Here is a 14,626-nt window from a genome sequence, read left to right as displayed (position 1 = left end):
GCCGGATGTTCCAGAAGATCCTGATCGCCAACCGCGGCGAGATCGCCTGCCGCGTCATCGACACCGCCCGCAAGCTCGGCGTGCGGACCGTCGCGGTCTATTCCGAGGCCGACCGCGGCGCCCGCCACGTCGCCCTGGCCGACGAGGCCCTGCCGATCGGCGGCCCGGCGCCCAAGGACAGCTACCTGCGCGGCGATGCCATCATCCGCGCCGCGCTCGACACCGGCGCCGGAGGCATCCATCCCGGCTACGGCTTTCTCAGCGAGAACCCGGATTTCGTCGATGCGGTGACGGCGGCGGGGCTGACCTTCATCGGCCCCTCGGCGCAGGCGATCCGCAAGATGGGCCTCAAGGACGCCGCCAAGGCGCTGATGGCAGAGGCCGGCGTCCCGGTCGTCCCCGGCTATCACGGCGAGAACCAGGACGCGGACCACCTCCAGGCCCAGGCCGACAGGATCGGCTATCCCGTCCTGATCAAGGCGGTGGCCGGCGGCGGCGGCAAGGGCATGCGCCTGGTCGAACGGGCCGGGGACTTCCCCGCCGCGTTGCAATCCGCGCAGGGCGAGGCCGCCACCGCCTTCGGCAACCCGGCGGTGCTGATCGAGAAATACATCTCCAGGCCTCGCCATATCGAGGTGCAGGTCTTCGGCGACGGCCAGCGCGCCGTCCACCTCTTCGAACGCGACTGCTCGCTGCAACGCCGCCACCAGAAGGTGATCGAGGAGGCCCCGGCCCCCGGCATGACGCCCCAGATGCGCGCGGCCATGGGCGCCGCCGCCACCCGCGCCGCCGAGGCCATCGGCTATGCCGGTGCCGGCACCGTCGAATTCATCGTCGATGCCAGCCGGGGCCTTCGCCCCGACGGCTTCTGGTTCATGGAGATGAACACCCGCCTCCAGGTCGAACATCCCGTGACCGAACTCGTCACCGGCATCGACCTGGTGGAATGGCAGCTCCGCGTCGCCAGCGGCGAGCCGCTGCCGTCCCGGCAGGAAGACCTGGCCATCACCGGCCATGCCTTCGAGGCCCGGCTCTATGCCGAGGACGTGCCCGCGGGCTTCCTGCCCGCCACCGGGCGGCTGGCGCATCTGCGCTTTCCCGACCATGCCCGGATCGAGACCGGGGTGCGGCCGGGCGACGCCATCTCGCCCTGGTACGACCCGATGATCGCCAAGATCGTCACCCATGGCGCGACGCGCGCCATCGCCCTGCGGGCGCTGGAATCGGCGCTCGTCGATACCGAGGTGGCGGGCTCGGTCACCAATGTCGATTTCCTGATCGCGCTGACCCGCCACGAAGGCTTTGGCCGGGGCGAGGTCGACACCGGCCTGATCGCCCGCGACCTCCAGGCGCTGGTCGAGGCCGCCGAACCCGACCCGCGGGCCAAGGCGCTGGCAGTCCTCGGCCTTGCCGGGCTCGACGATCCGACGCTGCGCGGCGGCATCACGCTGTGGCAGCCGCTGCGCCGCACCATCGCCTGGGACGGCGGCGAGGCATTGCTCGAGGTGCTGGGCCCCGGCGCCGCCCGCGTCACGCTGGACGGCGGCACGCATGAGATCGGCTATGAGGGCGGGCGCTGGTGGGTCGACGGCAGCCCGCGCCGCTCGCGCATCGTGAACCATGCCGCGGGCACCAGCGTCTTCGGCGGCCGCTCGCTGACGCTCATCCCGCTCGACCCGCTGGCCCGCGGCGGCGAGGAGGCGGGGGGCGGCATGACGCTGTCGCCCATGCCGGGGCTCGTCAAGGCGATCTTCGTCGAGCCGGGGCAGCAGGTGGCGGCGGGCGAGCCGCTGGCGATCCTAGAGGCGATGAAGATGGAGCACACGCTGACCGCCGCCCGCGACGGCCGCGTGGCCGAGGTGCTGGCGGCTGCCGGCGACCAGGTCGAGGCCGGCGCCGCCCTGATCCGGCTGGAGGAGGAAGAGGACGCATGATCCTGCACCATGTCCCCGGCTCGCGCTCCATGCGCGTGCTCTGGCTGATCGAGGAGCTGGGGCTCGATTGCACCTTGCGCTCCTGGTCCTTGACCGACGGCAGCCTGCGCAGCGCCGAGTTTCGCGCGCTGTCCCCTGCCGGCCGCATCCCGGCGCTGGAAATCGACGGCCGCGCCATCTTCGAATCCGGCGCCATCCTGCAATACCTGACCGAGCGCGAGGGCAGGCTGGCCCCCAGACCGGGCGAGCCCGAGCGCGCCGATTTCCTGGAATGGGTCCATTTCGCCGAAACCCAGGCCAATATCCTGCAGGCGCTGAACATCCACCACATCTTCCTGCGGCCCGAAAGCGCGCGCTCGGTGCCGCTGATGCGGCTCGATACCCGGCGGCTGGCCGTGACCGCCCAGGCGCTCGACGCGCATCTGGCAGGGCGCGAGACGCTGCTTTCCACCTTCTCGGCCGCCGATTGCATGCTGGGTTTCAATATCGAGGCGCTGTTCCGCTTCCTGCCCGCCGCCGGCTATCCGGCGCTGGCCGCCTATCGCGACCGCATGCTGGCGCGGCCGGCCTATCGCCGCGCCCTGGCCCGCGCCGGGGGCGACGCCATCTATGACCGCGATTTCTACGAGGTGCCCGATGTCCAAGGTTGAGATCTTCGAGGTCGGCCCGCGCGACGGGTTGCAGAACGAAAAGCGCCTGATCCCGGCGGCGGAAAAGATCGCCCTGGTCGACCTGCTGTCGCAGGCCGGCTTCCGGCGCATCGAGGTGACAAGCTTCGTGCCGCCGAAATGGGTGCCGCAGATGGCGGACGCGGCCGAGGTCATGGCCGGCATCGCCCGCCGGCCGGGCATCCGCTATGCGGTGTTGACCCCGAACCTGCGCGGCTACGAGGCGGCGCGGGCCGCCGGCGCGGACGAGGTGGCGATCTTCGCCTCGGCCTCGGAGGGGTTTTCCAGGGCGAACCTGAACGCCACCATCGCCGAAAGCCTCGCGCGGCTCGCGCCGGTGGCAGAGGCGGCGCGGGTCGACGGCATCCCGCTGCGCGGCTATGTCTCGGTGGTGACGGATTGCCCCTTCGACGGCAAGGTGGCGCCCGCAAGCGTCGCCCGCGTCGCGGCCAGCCTGCGCGACATGGGCTGCTACGAGGTGAGCCTGGGCGACACCATCGGCCAGGCCCGGCCCGAGGCGATCGACGCCATGTTGGCCGCAGTTCTGGAGGAACTGCCGCCCGAAAACCTGGCCGGCCATTACCACGACACCGCCGGTCGGGCGCTGGAGAATATCGACGCGAGCCTCGCGCGCGGGCTGCGGGTATTCGACGCCGCCGTGGGGGGCCTGGGCGGCTGTCCCTATGCGCCCGGCGCCGCGGGCAATGTCGCGACCGAGAAACTCGCCGCGCACCTGGCCCTGGGCGGCCACGACACCGGGCTCGACATGGCGGTGATCGAAAAGGCCGCCGCCATGGCCCGCGGCATGAGAGGAGGCGCATGATGGAAACGATCCGCATCGAGACCGATGTCCGCGGCGTCGCGCATCTGTGGCTGGCGCGCCCGGACAAGCACAATGCGCTTTCGGCCCGGATGATCCGCGAATTGACCGAAGCCGCGCAGCGGCTAGGCGCCGACCGGGCCGTGCGCGCGGTGGTGCTGGCGGCCGAGGGGCGCAGCTTCTGCGCCGGCGGCGACCTGGGCTGGATGCAGGAGCAGATGCGCGCCGATGCCCAGACCCGGCGGGCCGGCGCGCGCGAACTGGCGATGATGCTGAATGCGCTGAACACCCTGCCCAAGCCGCTGATCGGCCGGGTCCAGGGCAATGCCTTCGGCGGCGGGATCGGCCTGATCTCGGTCTGCGATGTCGCCGTGGCCGTGCCCGAGGCGCGCTTCGGCCTGACCGAGACCCGGCTCGGCCTGATCCCCGCCACCATCGGCCCCTATGTCCTGGCCCGCATGGGCGAGGACAGGGCGCGCCGCGTCTTCATGTCCGCGCGCCTCTTCGACGCGGGCGAGGCGATGCGGCTGAACCTGCTGGCGAGCCTTGCCGATGCCGCGGTGCTGGACGCGGCCGTCGAGGCCGAGATCGCGCCCTATCTCTCCTGCGCCCCCGGCGCGGTGGCGGCGGCCAAGCGCCTGGCCCGCCGCCTCGGCCCGCCCATCGGCGAGGCCGAGATCGAGGCCAGCATCCAGGCCCTGGTCGATGTCTGGGAAGGCGACGAGGCCCAGGAAGGCATCGCCGCCTTCTTCGACAAGCGCAAGCCGCGCTGGCAGCCGGGCTGAGGCGCTGGCCCGACAGCTTCTTCGTTCTGAAAATACTCATCGGAAGGTTTTCTGCAGCGCCGGGATTGCAGGTTCAGTCGCCGCATCGACGCTGCGCCTGCCCGCGCTGCGGGATTTGAGTATTTGGGGAACGAAGAAGACAACCGGCGGCATGCCGTCGCAGCCTTGCGCCTATTGCATGTCAGGGCTTCGCGGCGGGCGGCTTGGCGGCATATGGTCGCATCTGTTAACGCTAGCGGGCCTGATTTTCCCACATCCGCCAGCCCCGAAGGTGCCGCCATGCCGCCGCAGCCCAATCTCAAGCTTGCCATCCTTGCCCTGGGCCTTGGCGCCTTCGCCATCGGCACCTCGGAATTCGCCGCCATGGGGCTCTTGCCCTGGTATGCGAGCGACCTGGGCATCAGCGAGCCGCAGGCCGGCCATGTCGTGTCGGCCTATGCGCTGGGCGTGGTGGTGGGGGCGCCGATCACCTCGATCCTGGGCGCGCGGCTGCCGCGGCGGCGCTATCTGGCGGGGCTGATCGCGGCTTACGGGGTGATGAACCTGCTGGCGGCGGTGCTGCCGGGCTATGGCACGCTGGTCGGCACGCGCTTCCTGGCCGGCCTGCCGCATGGCGGCTTCCTGGGCGTGGCCATGTTGTTTGCCGCCGATGCCCTGCCGCGGGACCAGCGCGCCAAGGGGGTGACGCAGGTGCTTCTGGGCCTGACCGTCGCCAATATTGCCGGGGTGCCGCTGGCCGGGGTGCTGGGGCAGGGGCTCGGCTGGCGCTGGGGCTTTGCGCTGCCCGGCGTGCTGGCGCTGCTGGCGGGCTGGCTGATCCTGCGGCTGGCGCCGCGGGTCGGCGCGCCCAGGGATGCGCGGCCGCTGGCCGAGCTGAAGGCGCTGCGCAATCCGGCGGTCATGCTGATCCTGCTGGTCGGCGCCATCGGCTTCGGCGGGCTCTTCGCGGTCTATTCCTATCTCTCGGCCGCGATGCTGGCGACGACGCAGCCGCCGGGCTGGGCGATCCCGGCGACGCTGTCGGCCTTCGGCATCGGCGGCACGCTGGGCAGCATCCTGGCCGCCCGGCTGACCATGCGCCATGGCACCTGGGGCGCGGCGCTGCGGCTGATGCTGTTCATGGCCGCGACCCAGGCTTTCGCCGCCTGGGCGGTGGGCGACTGGGGGATGATGCTGGCCTCGTCCTTCCTGCTGGGCCTGGGCTCGGGCATGGTGGTGCCCTTGCAGACCCGGCTGATGGAGGTCGCGGGCGAGGCGCAGAGCATGGCCGCGGCGATGAACCACGCCGCCTTCAACGCCGCCAATGCGCTGGGGCCCTGGCTCGCCGGGTTGGCGCTGGCGGCGGGCTGGGGCTGGCGTTCCTCGGGGCTGGTGGCGGTGGCGCTGTCAGGGGCGGGGATGCTCGCCCTCGGGCTTGCCTGGCAGCAGGCCCGTCTTGCCGGGAACCGGCTTCATGATCGCCCGGCGCGAGTGTGAGGCGAATTCGCGCCGCCACGAGATGAAAAGCACGTAGCTGGTGGCCAGGAACAGCCCCCAGGGCCCCGCCAGCCAGCCAAGCGCCCCCAGCGCGAAATAGACGCAGCGCAGCCCCGAGTTGAAGCTTTTCGCCGCGGTGATGTTGATGTCGGCCGCCTGCATGGCCAGCGGCACGGCGCGGGGGTCGTCGGGCTCGTTCGGGACCGAGGCCATGATGATCGCGCAATAGCCGAACAGCCGGTGCGACCAGACGAAGCGCAGAAGCGCGTTGGCCACGAAGAACAGCACCACGACGATCTTGATTTCCCATTTCAGTGTCGGCACGTGGCCCAGGTCGAACTGGCGCGCCACGCCGGCCAGCTGGTCGGTATTGCCGATCAGCGCCAGCCCGCCCCCGACCGCGATCAGGCAGGCCGAGGCGAAGAAGGCCGTGCCCTCGCGCAGGGTGGTCAGGATGGCGCTGTCGAAGATGCGCGGGTCGCGTGTGATGAATTGTCGCATCCATTCGCGGCGATAGGTCTTCATCAGCACCGTGACCGAGGGATGGGCCCTTGGCGGGTTCTCGGTGATCCAGCCGATGCCCAGCCAGGCCAGGAACAGCCAGAGCAGGGCGGCAAGGTCGGCCGGCGACAGCGGGCCAAAGGCGGGCAGGCCGGGCAGGGCGGTGTTCGGGTCCATGGCGCGGTTCTATCCTCGTGGTCTTGCTGTTGCCAGCCTGCGTCGCGGCGTCTATCCAGCAACCTGGTTATCTTTGTACCGGAGCAGATGAAAATGGCAGCACCCCACGCCATCCACGAGGAATTTCCCAACGATGCGGAGCGCATTCACGAGCTGAAGCTCTCGGACGCGCATTTCGCGCGCCTGCTTGAGGAATATGACGAGGTGAACGACCAGGTCGCCGCGGCCGAAAGCCGCCATACGCCGATGTCGGAAGAGGCCGAGACCCAGCTGCGCAAGCAGCGCGCCGGGCTGAAGGACGAGATCGCCCGCATGCTGGCCGCCGCCCGCGCCTGACGGGCCGCCCGGCTGCCGGCCTGGGGCTGGATGGGGCGTGCGGCGGGTCCGCGCGCCCTTTTTCCTTGCCTGTCCGGCCCGTGGGCCGGGGCTTGAAAGCCGCCGGGCGCATTCCTACTTCAACCCTGTCGGAGGGCCCCTGGGGCGCCGACGGACCTGCCCGCCCGCACCGGGGGGCAAGCCTTTGTATCGCTTGAAGAAGGATGCGAAACATGCGCAATTTCGACCTGACTCCGCTTTATCGTGCCTCGGTCGGCTTCGACCGCATGGCCGATGTCATGGACCGTGCCCTGTCGGCCGACATCGCCAGCTACCCGCCCTATAACATCGAGAAGACCGGCGAGAATGCCTATCGCATCTCGATCGCCGTCGCCGGCTTTTCCGCCGACGAACTGAGCGTCGAGGTCAAGGACGGCGCCGTCATCGTCTCGGGCCGCAAGGCCGCCGAGGACGAGGGCCGCAGCTACCTGCATCGCGGCATCGCCACCCGCGCCTTCGAACGCCGCTTCACCCTGGCCGATCATGTCCGGGTGCAGGGCGCCAGCCACGAGGATGGCATGCTGAACATCGACCTGGTGCGCGAGATCCCCGAGGCGCTGAAGCCGCGCCGCATCGAGATCGCCAAGCCGGCCAAGGCGGTGGAAAAGCTGGACGCCTGACGGCGCGGCCGGGGGCGCCGCCCCCGGACCCCCGGAGTATTTGCAGAACGGTGAAAGCCAAGGGGCGCCGGTTTCGGAGCCCCTTTTCTCATGCACACCGCCGATCCGTGTCCTGCGTCTTTCTCTGTTGTGAAAATACCCTCGGGGTCCGGGGCAGAGCCCCGGCTCGGCGGGCGCCGCTAGAACTGGCGGCGGGCGCGGAGCGCGGCGGTAATGGTGCCGTCGTCGAGATAGTCCAGTTCCCCGCCGATCGGCACGCCCTGCGCCAGGCCGGTGACGGCAACGCCGGTGGGTGCCAGCGCCTCGGCGATGTAATGCGCGGTGGTCTGGCCCTCGACCGTGGCCGAGAGGGCGAGGATGACCTCGGTGACCTTTTCCTCGGCGATGCGGGCGATGAGCTGGGGGATGCGCAGGTCTTCGGGGCCGATCTCGTCCAGCGCCGAGAGGCTGCCGCCCAGCACGTGGTAGCGGCCGTGAAAGGCGCGGCCGCGTTCCAGCGCCCAGAGGTCGGCCACGTCGGTCACCACGCAGATCTCGCCGATGGCGCGGCCGGGATCCTCGCAGATCGGGCAGATGTCGGACTGGGTGATATTGCCGCAGACCAGGCATTCGCGGGCATGCTCCGCCACGCTGGCCATCAGCGCCGCCAGCTGGGCCATCTGCCCGGCGCGGCGGCGGATCAGGTGCAGCACGATGCGCCGGGCCGAGCGCGGCCCGAGCCCCGGCAGCCGCGCCATGGTGGCGATCAGCGTCTCGATCTCGTCGCCGGAGGTGGGCGGCATCGCCTAGAACGGCATCTTCATGTCGGCGGGCAGGCCGAGTTCGCGGGTCAGGCGAGCCATCTCCTCGGCCGCCTTGTCCTGCGCCCGGCGCTGCGCATCCCTGACCGCGGCCAGGATCAGGTCCTCGACCACTTCCTTGTCCTCGGCCCGGAAGATCGAGGGGTCGATGTCGAGCGCCGTCAACTCGCCCTTGGCCGTCGCGGTAGCCTTGACCAGCCCGCCGCCCGATTCGCCGGTGACGGTCAGGCGGTTCAGCCCTTCCTGCATCTCGGCCATCTTGGTCTGCATCTGCTGGGCGGCTTCCATCATCTTCGACAGGTCGCCCATGTCGCCAAGGCCCTTGAACATCGCCTAATCCTCGTCCTCGAAGGGATCCCATTCCTCGACCTCGGCCACCGGGCCTTCGGTCAGCTCATGCGGGGATGTATCCTCGCCCGCCGGTTTTTCAACCGCGACCGGCACCGGGATCGGCCGGATCCGGGTGATCCTGGCGCCGGGGAAGGCGGCGAAGATCGCCTGCACGGTCGGGTTCTGCATGGCACGGGCGCGGGCCTCGGCCTCGCGTTCGGCGCGCTGTTCGCTGATCGAGGGCCGGCCGGGGTCCGAGGTCACGGTCACCGCCCAGCGTTGGCCGCCGGTCCAGCCGCGCAGCCGTTCCGCCAGCCGCTGCGCCAGGTCGCGCGGCGCCTGCTCGGTCGGCTGGAACTCGATCCGGCCGGGGGAATAGCGCACGAGACGCAGGTGATCCTCGACATCGAGCAGCAGCTTCATGTCGCGCATGCGCCGGATCAACTCGATCACCGATTCGAAGTCCGGGAACCCCGCCAGCGCATCGGGCGAGACCGCCAGCGCCGCGGCGCTGCCGTCCTGGCGCACCGCCATGGGCGCGCGGGGCGCGGCGGCGGCCGCCCGCGGCGCCTCGCTGCGCGCGGCGGGCGCTGCGGCGCTGCGGCTGAACGCGCCCGCCGCGGCGCTGGCCTGCACCTTGCGGATCAGCGCCTCGGGGTCGGGCAGGTCGGCGACATGGGTCAGGCGGATGATCGCCATCTCGGCCGCCATCATCGCGTTCGGGGCCTGGCCCACCTCTTCCAGCGCCTTCAGCAGCATCTGCCACAGCCGGGTCAGCGCCCGCATCGGCACCTTTTCCGCGATCTGCTGGCCGCGGGCGCGTTCGTCCGGGCCGATGGTCGGGTCGTCCAGCGCCTCGGGCGTGATCTTCACGATCGAGACCCAATGCGTGATCTCGGCCAGGTCGCGCAGGACCGCCATCGGGTCGGCGCCATCGGCATATTGCGCCTGCAACTCGGCCAGGGCCTCGGCGGCGGCGCCGCGCAGGATCATGTCGAAGAGGTCCAGCACCCGGCCGCGGTCCGCCAGTCCCAGCATGGCGCGGACCTGCGTCGCCGTCGTCTCGCCCGCGCCATGGCTGATCGCCTGGTCCAGCAGGCTGGTCGCGTCGCGGGCCGAGCCCTCGGCGGCGCGGGTGATCAGCGCCAGCGCGTCCTCGGTGATCTCGGCGCCTTCCGCCGTCGCGATGCGGCGCAGCAGCGCGATCATCACCTCGGGCTCGATGCGGCGCAGGTCGAAACGCTGGCAGCGCGACAGAACCGTGACCGGCACCTTGCGGATCTCGGTGGTGGCAAAGATGAACTTCACATGCGGCGGCGGTTCTTCCAGCGTCTTCAGAAGCGCGTTGAAGGCGCTGGTCGAAAGCATGTGGACTTCGTCGATGATATAGATCTTGTAGCGGGCCGAGGCGGCGCGATAGTGAACCGATTCAATGATTTCGCGGATGTCGTTCACGCCGGTTCTGGATGCGGCGTCCATCTCCATCACGTCGACGTGCCGGCCTTCCGAGATCGCCACGCAATGCTCGCAGACCCCGCAGGGCTCGGTCGTCGGGCCGCCCTGGCCGTCGGGGCCTGTGCAGTTCAGCCCCTTGGCGATGATGCGCGCCGTGGTGGTCTTGCCGGTGCCGCGGATGCCGGTCATCACGAAGGCCTGCGCGATGCGGTCCGCGGCGAAGGCATTCTTCAGCGTCCGCACCATCGCGTCCTGGCCGACCAGGTCGGCAAAGGTCTCGGGGCGGTATTTCCGCGCCAGCACCTGGTAGTTCCGTTCGCTCTCGCTCATGCCTCGGCCTTTGTTGACCGGCGCAGATTAGCGGCGCGGACGGGGGGCGGCAACCGCCCTTAGGCGGGCTGCCAGTCGAAGGCCAGTTCCTCGCGGAAGGCGAAGCGGGCGATGTGGCTGTCGACGATGTGGCGCATATGGGCGGTGGTGTCCTCGGGCGCCTCCAGCCGGATTTCCAGCGCCTCGGGCGTGGCGGTCAGGGTCACGATGCGATCCTCGGGCATCGCGATGCGGCCCTGGGCGGGGTCGAAGGCGACCTCGAACTTGTGCGCCCAATGCTTGCAGAGCTGCTGCAGGTAGCGGCTGCCGTTCGGCGTCGCCACGCGGCAGGTCGAAAGGATGACGGTCTGGGACATGGTCTTTCCTGTCTTGCGGGTCCGGCTGGCGGCGGCTGGCGGACATGGAAGGGTCACGAAACGGTGAGCGGGCTCGGCCCGGACTCGGCCCGGACCCGGTGTCCCCCATATAACCCGGATGAGGCGACGTTCAATCCTGCTTGCCCTGCCGCTGCTGGCCCTGCCGCGCCTGGCGCCGGCCTCGCCGCGCGAGGTGCTCGAGGCGGCGGACCTGCCGCAATTGCGCGCCGTCGCCGTCTGGCGCGACGGCGAGGAGGTGGCGGCGCGCGGCTTCGGCGGCTTCACGCCCGACCGGGCGACGAACATCAAGTCGGCCTCGAAATCCATCGTCTCGGCGCTGGCGGGCATCGCCATCGCGCGCGGGCTGTTTTCCGGCACCGACCAGCCGGTGGCCGAGCTGCTGCGTGCCGACCTGCCTGCCGACCCCGACCCGCGCCTGGCGCGGCTGACGCTGGGGCACCTGCTGTCGATGCAGGCGGGCCTGCAGCGCCAGTCCGGGCCGAACTACGGCCGCTGGGTCGGCAGCCGCAACTGGGTGCGCGCCGCGCTGGCCGCGCCCTTCGTCGCCGATCCGGGGCAGGGGATGCTTTACTCCACCGCCTCGACGCATCTGGTCTCGGCCATGCTGGCGCGCGCCTCGGGGCGCTCGACGCTGGCGCTGGCGCGGGACTGGCTGCGCATCCCCGGCTTCGCCATCGCCGCATGGGACCGTGATCCGCAGGGCATCCATCTGGGCGGCAACCAGATGGCGATGAGCACCCGCAGCCTCCTGGCCTTCGGCGCCGCCTATGCCGCGGGCGGGCAGGGCGTGATCCCGCCGCGCTGGATCGAGGCCAGCTGGCAGCCGCGCACCCGCTCGATCTTCAACGGCGAGGCATATGGCTATGGCTGGTTCATCAGCCGCATCGGCGGCCGGCCGGTGCGCTATGGCTGGGGCTATGGCGGGCAGATGATCTACGTGTTTCCCGGCCGGGTGCCGGTCGCCATCGCCATGACCTCGGACCCCGACCAGCCCTCGGCCCGCTCGGGCTATCGCACCGAGCTGCATGCGCTGGCCGGCCGGCTGGTGGCGGCGCTGTGATTTCCCGGCCGTTTCTCCGTTGCGAAAATACTCCGGGGGAGGCCCGCAGGGCCGGGGGCAGCGCCCCCATCCCGCCCCCGTCCGCCCCCCGTTGACCCGGAGGCTGGCGCGGCATATCTGCCCCCTCATGGCACGCGCACCGCTTTTGCAACTCACCGATATTTCCCTGACGTTCGGCGGCAATCCCGTCTTCGACGGGCTGAACCTGACCGTCCAGCAGGGCGACCAGCTGGCGCTGGTCGGCCGCAACGGCTCGGGCAAGTCCACGCTGATGAAGGTCATGGCCGGGCTGGTCGAGCCCGACAGCGGCGAGGTCGTCACCCCCGCCGGCATCCATGTCGGCTACATGGAGCAGGATCCCGACCTGTCGGGCTTTGCCACCCTGGGCGATTTCGCCCGCGCCGGCCTTGGCGACGCCGAGGGCTACCGCGTCGAGATGGCGGCCGAGGGGCTGAAATTCGACCCCGACCGCCCGACAGCCACCGCCTCGGGCGGCGAGCGGCGGCGGGCGGCGCTGGCCCGGCTTCTGGCCGAGGCGCCGGAACTGATGCTGCTCGACGAGCCGACCAACCATCTCGACATCGAGGCGATCGGCTGGCTGGAAGAGCAGCTTTCCACGACCAGGGCCGGCTTCGTGCTGATCTCGCACGACCGCGCCTTCCTGCGGGCGCTGACGCGGGCGACGCTGTGGATCGACCGCGGCGAGGTGCGCCGGCAGGACAAGGGCTTCGAACATTTCGAGGATTGGCGCGAAACCCTCTGGGCCGCCGAGGACGAGGCGCGCCACAAGCTCGACCGCAAGATCAAGGCCGAGGCCCGCTGGGCGGTCGAGGGCATCAGCGCCCGGCGCAAGCGCAACCAGGGCCGGGTGCGCGCGCTGGCCGCGCTGCGCGAGGAACGCGCCGGCCAGATCCGCCGCCAGGGCACGGCGGCGATGGAACTGGACGCGGGGCCGCAATCCGGCAAGCGGGTGATCGACGCCAGGGGCATCTCCAAGTCCTTCGGCGAGCGGGGGATCCTGAAGCCCTTCGACCTGCGGGTTCTGCGCGGCGACCGCGTGGCCTTCGTCGGCCCGAACGGCGCCGGCAAGACCACGCTGATCAAGATGCTGACCGGCGAGATCGCGCCCGATACCGGCGAGGTCAGGCACGGCACCAACCTGGAAATCGCGGTCTTCGACCAGGCGCGGAGCGCCATAGACGAGACGGTGACGCTGTGGGACGCGCTGGCGGGCGACCCGTCCATGCGGGTTTCCGGGCGCTCGGACCAGGTGATGGTGCGCGGCAACCCGCGCCATGTCGTGGCCTATCTCAAGGATTTCCTGTTCGACGAGGCGCAGGCGCGCGCGCCCGTCGGCAGCCTCTCGGGCGGGGAAAAGGCGCGGCTTTTGCTGGCGCGAATCATGGCCCGGTCCTCGAACCTTCTGGTGCTGGACGAGCCGACCAACGACCTCGACGTCGAGACGCTGGACCTGCTGCAGGACATCCTGGGCGACTATGACGGCACCGTGCTGCTGGTCAGCCACGACCGCGACTTCATCGATCGCGTGGCCACGACCACGGTGGCGATGGAGGGCGACGGTCGCGCCACGATCTATCCCGGCGGCTGGTCCGACTATCGCGCGCAGCGCCCGCAGGCGACCCCCGCGCCCGAGCCGACCCGGCCGGTCCCCGCCAAGCCCGCGCAGGTCGCGCCCGCGCCCAAGGCCGAGGCGGCGCGCGCCGGGCTCAATTTTTCGGAACGCAAGCGGCTGGAGACGCTGCCGGCCGTGATCGAGCGGCTGGAGGCCGAGATCGGCAAGCTGACCGAGTTCCTGGCCCAGCCCGACCTGTTCCAGACCGCCCCGGCCAAGTTCGCCAAGGCCAGCGACGCCCTGGTCGAACGCCAGCAGGCGCTGGCCGCCGCCGAGGAGGAATGGCTGGACCTGGCCGAGCGCGACCAGGGCTGAAGCGACCGAATATCCGGCCGCGCGCAGACAGCCCTTGCATTTTTGCGCTTTGCCCCCCATGTTCTGCGGGCTAGGTTATTTCTTCCGCATCCTGTCTCCTTTCCGGCTTCAGACTATGCTTCGATCTGACTGAGCCGGGCCGTCGCATGTCGCGGACGGTATTACTCTAAGGAGACATCACGATGGCCAATGGCACCGTGAAATGGTTCAACGCCACCAAAGGCTTCGGCTTCATCGCCCCCGCAGAGGGCGGCAAGGACGTGTTCGTCCACATCTCGGCCCTCGAGCGGGCGAACATCCGTCAACTCGATGACGGCCAGGCCGTGACCTTCGAAATCGAAACCGGCCGCGACGGCCGTCAATCGGCGCGCGACCTGGCGCTGGCCTGATCCGGCCCCCGATTTCAAGACAGATGGTCCGACCGATCCTGGTCGGACCAACCTTATCGGAGGCTCGCATGGCACCCAAGGACCGACTGAAGGGACTTTTCCGCGAGCCGACGCCGCTGACGGCGATGGATCGGACCACCTCCGAGGCCAGGCAGATCATCAGCGAGCAGACCCAGCGTCGCCAGGAGCTGACCGCAAGCCTGCGCGCGGCGCGGCTGGCCAGGGAAGCCGCCGACGGCGGGACAGCGGGCAAGAAGCGCAAGAAATAGACGCCTCGCGCGTCACGGGTCTTGCGTAGTTCCTCCTGACCGCCCCCATATTATCCCCTTATCGCGGCTGGTCCCATCGGGCCTTTCCCGGCGCAACCGGGCGAGGGTCGGGTGGGGGCGGCCCAATAATCTCAAGAAAAAAAGGCAAGACAAACATGGCAAGAACATCGAACAGGCGCGTCAATCGCCGCAAGATCACGCAAAGACAGCAGGACCGCCGCCGGCTGGCGATCATGTTCCTGAACAAGCAGATCGAAGCCTCGGCCGCTGCCGGGCGCGAGGGCAAGGCGGCCTCCGCCTCCTGAATCGTCA

At 70.2% G+C, this 14,626-nt stretch carries 17 protein-coding genes; 12 read left to right on the top strand and 5 right to left on the bottom strand.

Annotated elements, in window-relative coordinates:
- Window positions 1-5 precede the first annotated feature (5 nt).
- The 5 genes from E3U25_RS15485 (at window position 6) to E3U25_RS15465 (ending at window position 5,683) form a co-directional block, all read left to right on the top strand.
- Window positions 6-1,934, top strand: coding sequence for an ATP-binding protein (locus E3U25_RS15485; protein WP_116222257.1), 1,929 nt, complete (start codon window positions 6-8; stop codon window positions 1,932-1,934).
- Window positions 1,931-2,584 (top strand): glutathione S-transferase family protein, encoded by a 654-nt coding sequence (locus tag E3U25_RS15480; protein WP_036759735.1) that lies wholly within the window; start codon window positions 1,931-1,933, stop codon window positions 2,582-2,584. The genes E3U25_RS15485 and E3U25_RS15480 overlap by 4 nt, the downstream gene beginning before the upstream one ends.
- Complete coding sequence (locus E3U25_RS15475; RefSeq protein WP_072461997.1) at window positions 2,571-3,425, top strand: hydroxymethylglutaryl-CoA lyase; 855 nt, start codon at window positions 2,571-2,573, stop codon at window positions 3,423-3,425. The genes E3U25_RS15480 and E3U25_RS15475 overlap by 14 nt, the downstream gene beginning before the upstream one ends.
- The gene (locus E3U25_RS15470; protein ID WP_116222258.1) at window positions 3,422-4,207 is read left to right on the top strand and encodes a crotonase/enoyl-CoA hydratase family protein; all 786 of its coding nucleotides are present in this window, start codon (window positions 3,422-3,424) and stop codon (window positions 4,205-4,207) included. The genes E3U25_RS15475 and E3U25_RS15470 overlap by 4 nt, the downstream gene beginning before the upstream one ends.
- Window positions 4,208-4,486: 279 nt before the next feature.
- Window positions 4,487-5,683: an MFS transporter gene (locus E3U25_RS15465; protein ID WP_036759730.1), complete on the top strand. Its 1,197-nt coding sequence runs from the start codon at window positions 4,487-4,489 to the stop codon at window positions 5,681-5,683.
- Here E3U25_RS15465 and E3U25_RS15460 read toward each other — a convergent pair.
- Window positions 5,594-6,361 (bottom strand): DUF599 domain-containing protein, encoded by a 768-nt coding sequence (locus E3U25_RS15460; protein WP_116222259.1) that lies wholly within the window; start codon window positions 6,359-6,361, stop codon window positions 5,594-5,596. The genes E3U25_RS15465 and E3U25_RS15460 overlap by 90 nt on opposite strands.
- Window positions 6,362-6,454: 93 nt before the next feature.
- Between E3U25_RS15460 and E3U25_RS15455 the strand changes: the two genes are divergently transcribed.
- The gene (locus tag E3U25_RS15455) at window positions 6,455-6,697 is read left to right on the top strand and encodes an HP1242/YdcH family protein (RefSeq protein ID WP_072461994.1); all 243 of its coding nucleotides are present in this window, start codon (window positions 6,455-6,457) and stop codon (window positions 6,695-6,697) included.
- A 212-nt stretch (window positions 6,698-6,909) separates the two neighbouring features.
- Complete coding sequence (locus E3U25_RS15450) at window positions 6,910-7,356, top strand: Hsp20 family protein (RefSeq protein ID WP_036759727.1); 447 nt, start codon at window positions 6,910-6,912, stop codon at window positions 7,354-7,356.
- Between the two features lie 179 nt (window positions 7,357-7,535).
- On the opposite strand, the gene recR is transcribed toward E3U25_RS15450, so the two are convergent.
- From recR to E3U25_RS15430, 4 genes are read right to left on the bottom strand one after another with little or no spacing between them, the layout of a single operon-like run.
- Window positions 7,536-8,138, bottom strand: a complete 603-nt coding sequence (gene recR / locus E3U25_RS15445) for a recombination mediator RecR (RefSeq protein ID WP_116222260.1) — start codon at window positions 8,136-8,138, stop codon at window positions 7,536-7,538.
- 3 nt (window positions 8,139-8,141) lie between these two features.
- Complete coding sequence (locus tag E3U25_RS15440) at window positions 8,142-8,486, bottom strand: YbaB/EbfC family nucleoid-associated protein (protein ID WP_036759723.1); 345 nt, start codon at window positions 8,484-8,486, stop codon at window positions 8,142-8,144.
- Between the two features lie 3 nt (window positions 8,487-8,489).
- The gene (locus E3U25_RS15435; protein ID WP_116222261.1) at window positions 8,490-10,271 is read right to left on the bottom strand and encodes a DNA polymerase III subunit gamma/tau; all 1,782 of its coding nucleotides are present in this window, start codon (window positions 10,269-10,271) and stop codon (window positions 8,490-8,492) included.
- A gap of 59 nt (window positions 10,272-10,330) precedes the next feature.
- The gene (locus tag E3U25_RS15430; protein ID WP_072461991.1) at window positions 10,331-10,627 is read right to left on the bottom strand and encodes a DUF2218 domain-containing protein; all 297 of its coding nucleotides are present in this window, start codon (window positions 10,625-10,627) and stop codon (window positions 10,331-10,333) included.
- Between the two features lie 118 nt (window positions 10,628-10,745).
- On the opposite strand from E3U25_RS15430, the gene E3U25_RS15425 reads away from it, so the two are divergent.
- The 5 genes from E3U25_RS15425 (at window position 10,746) to E3U25_RS15405 (ending at window position 14,619) form a co-directional block, all read left to right on the top strand.
- Window positions 10,746-11,708: a serine hydrolase domain-containing protein gene (locus tag E3U25_RS15425; protein WP_036759718.1), complete on the top strand. Its 963-nt coding sequence runs from the start codon at window positions 10,746-10,748 to the stop codon at window positions 11,706-11,708.
- A gap of 127 nt (window positions 11,709-11,835) precedes the next feature.
- Window positions 11,836-13,656: an ABC-F family ATP-binding cassette domain-containing protein gene (locus E3U25_RS15420; RefSeq protein ID WP_116222262.1), complete on the top strand. Its 1,821-nt coding sequence runs from the start codon at window positions 11,836-11,838 to the stop codon at window positions 13,654-13,656.
- A 182-nt stretch (window positions 13,657-13,838) separates the two neighbouring features.
- The gene (locus E3U25_RS15415; protein WP_036759195.1) at window positions 13,839-14,045 is read left to right on the top strand and encodes a cold-shock protein; all 207 of its coding nucleotides are present in this window, start codon (window positions 13,839-13,841) and stop codon (window positions 14,043-14,045) included.
- 68 nt (window positions 14,046-14,113) lie between these two features.
- On the top strand, window positions 14,114-14,314 hold the full coding sequence (locus E3U25_RS15410) for a hypothetical protein (RefSeq protein ID WP_036759192.1): 201 nt from the start codon (window positions 14,114-14,116) through the stop codon (window positions 14,312-14,314).
- A gap of 155 nt (window positions 14,315-14,469) precedes the next feature.
- Window positions 14,470-14,619, top strand: coding sequence for a hypothetical protein (locus E3U25_RS15405; RefSeq protein WP_157034092.1), 150 nt, complete (start codon window positions 14,470-14,472; stop codon window positions 14,617-14,619).
- Window positions 14,620-14,626: the final 7 nt, after the last annotated feature.

It is taken from the genome of Paracoccus versutus, from assembly GCF_029909795.1.
GTDB classification, from domain to species: Bacteria; Pseudomonadota; Alphaproteobacteria; order Rhodobacterales; family Rhodobacteraceae; genus Paracoccus; species Paracoccus versutus.
The sequence above is the reverse complement of the archived record's forward strand: the minus strand, read 5'-3'. Positions and strand labels throughout refer to the sequence as shown.

Coding starts and splice junctions, on each gene's coding strand:
- E3U25_RS15485 (WP_116222257.1), top strand. CDS start 6: ATGTTCCAGAAGATCCTGATCGCCAACCGCGGCGAGATCGCCTGCCGC.
- E3U25_RS15480 (WP_036759735.1), top strand. CDS start 1,931: ATGATCCTGCACCATGTCCCCGGCTCGCGCTCCATGCGCGTGCTCTGG.
- E3U25_RS15475 (WP_072461997.1), top strand. CDS start 2,571: ATGTCCAAGGTTGAGATCTTCGAGGTCGGCCCGCGCGACGGGTTGCAG.
- E3U25_RS15470 (WP_116222258.1), top strand. CDS start 3,422: ATGATGGAAACGATCCGCATCGAGACCGATGTCCGCGGCGTCGCGCAT.
- E3U25_RS15465 (WP_036759730.1), top strand. CDS start 4,487: ATGCCGCCGCAGCCCAATCTCAAGCTTGCCATCCTTGCCCTGGGCCTT.
- E3U25_RS15460 (WP_116222259.1), bottom strand. CDS start 6,361: ATGGACCCGAACACCGCCCTGCCCGGCCTGCCCGCCTTTGGCCCGCTG.
- E3U25_RS15455 (WP_072461994.1), top strand. CDS start 6,455: ATGGCAGCACCCCACGCCATCCACGAGGAATTTCCCAACGATGCGGAG.
- E3U25_RS15450 (WP_036759727.1), top strand. CDS start 6,910: ATGCGCAATTTCGACCTGACTCCGCTTTATCGTGCCTCGGTCGGCTTC.
- recR (WP_116222260.1), bottom strand. CDS start 8,138: ATGCCGCCCACCTCCGGCGACGAGATCGAGACGCTGATCGCCACCATG.
- E3U25_RS15440 (WP_036759723.1), bottom strand. CDS start 8,486: ATGTTCAAGGGCCTTGGCGACATGGGCGACCTGTCGAAGATGATGGAA.
- E3U25_RS15435 (WP_116222261.1), bottom strand. CDS start 10,271: ATGAGCGAGAGCGAACGGAACTACCAGGTGCTGGCGCGGAAATACCGC.
- E3U25_RS15430 (WP_072461991.1), bottom strand. CDS start 10,627: ATGTCCCAGACCGTCATCCTTTCGACCTGCCGCGTGGCGACGCCGAAC.
- E3U25_RS15425 (WP_036759718.1), top strand. CDS start 10,746: ATGAGGCGACGTTCAATCCTGCTTGCCCTGCCGCTGCTGGCCCTGCCG.
- E3U25_RS15420 (WP_116222262.1), top strand. CDS start 11,836: ATGGCACGCGCACCGCTTTTGCAACTCACCGATATTTCCCTGACGTTC.
- E3U25_RS15415 (WP_036759195.1), top strand. CDS start 13,839: ATGGCCAATGGCACCGTGAAATGGTTCAACGCCACCAAAGGCTTCGGC.
- E3U25_RS15410 (WP_036759192.1), top strand. CDS start 14,114: ATGGCACCCAAGGACCGACTGAAGGGACTTTTCCGCGAGCCGACGCCG.
- E3U25_RS15405 (WP_157034092.1), top strand. CDS start 14,470: ATGGCAAGAACATCGAACAGGCGCGTCAATCGCCGCAAGATCACGCAA.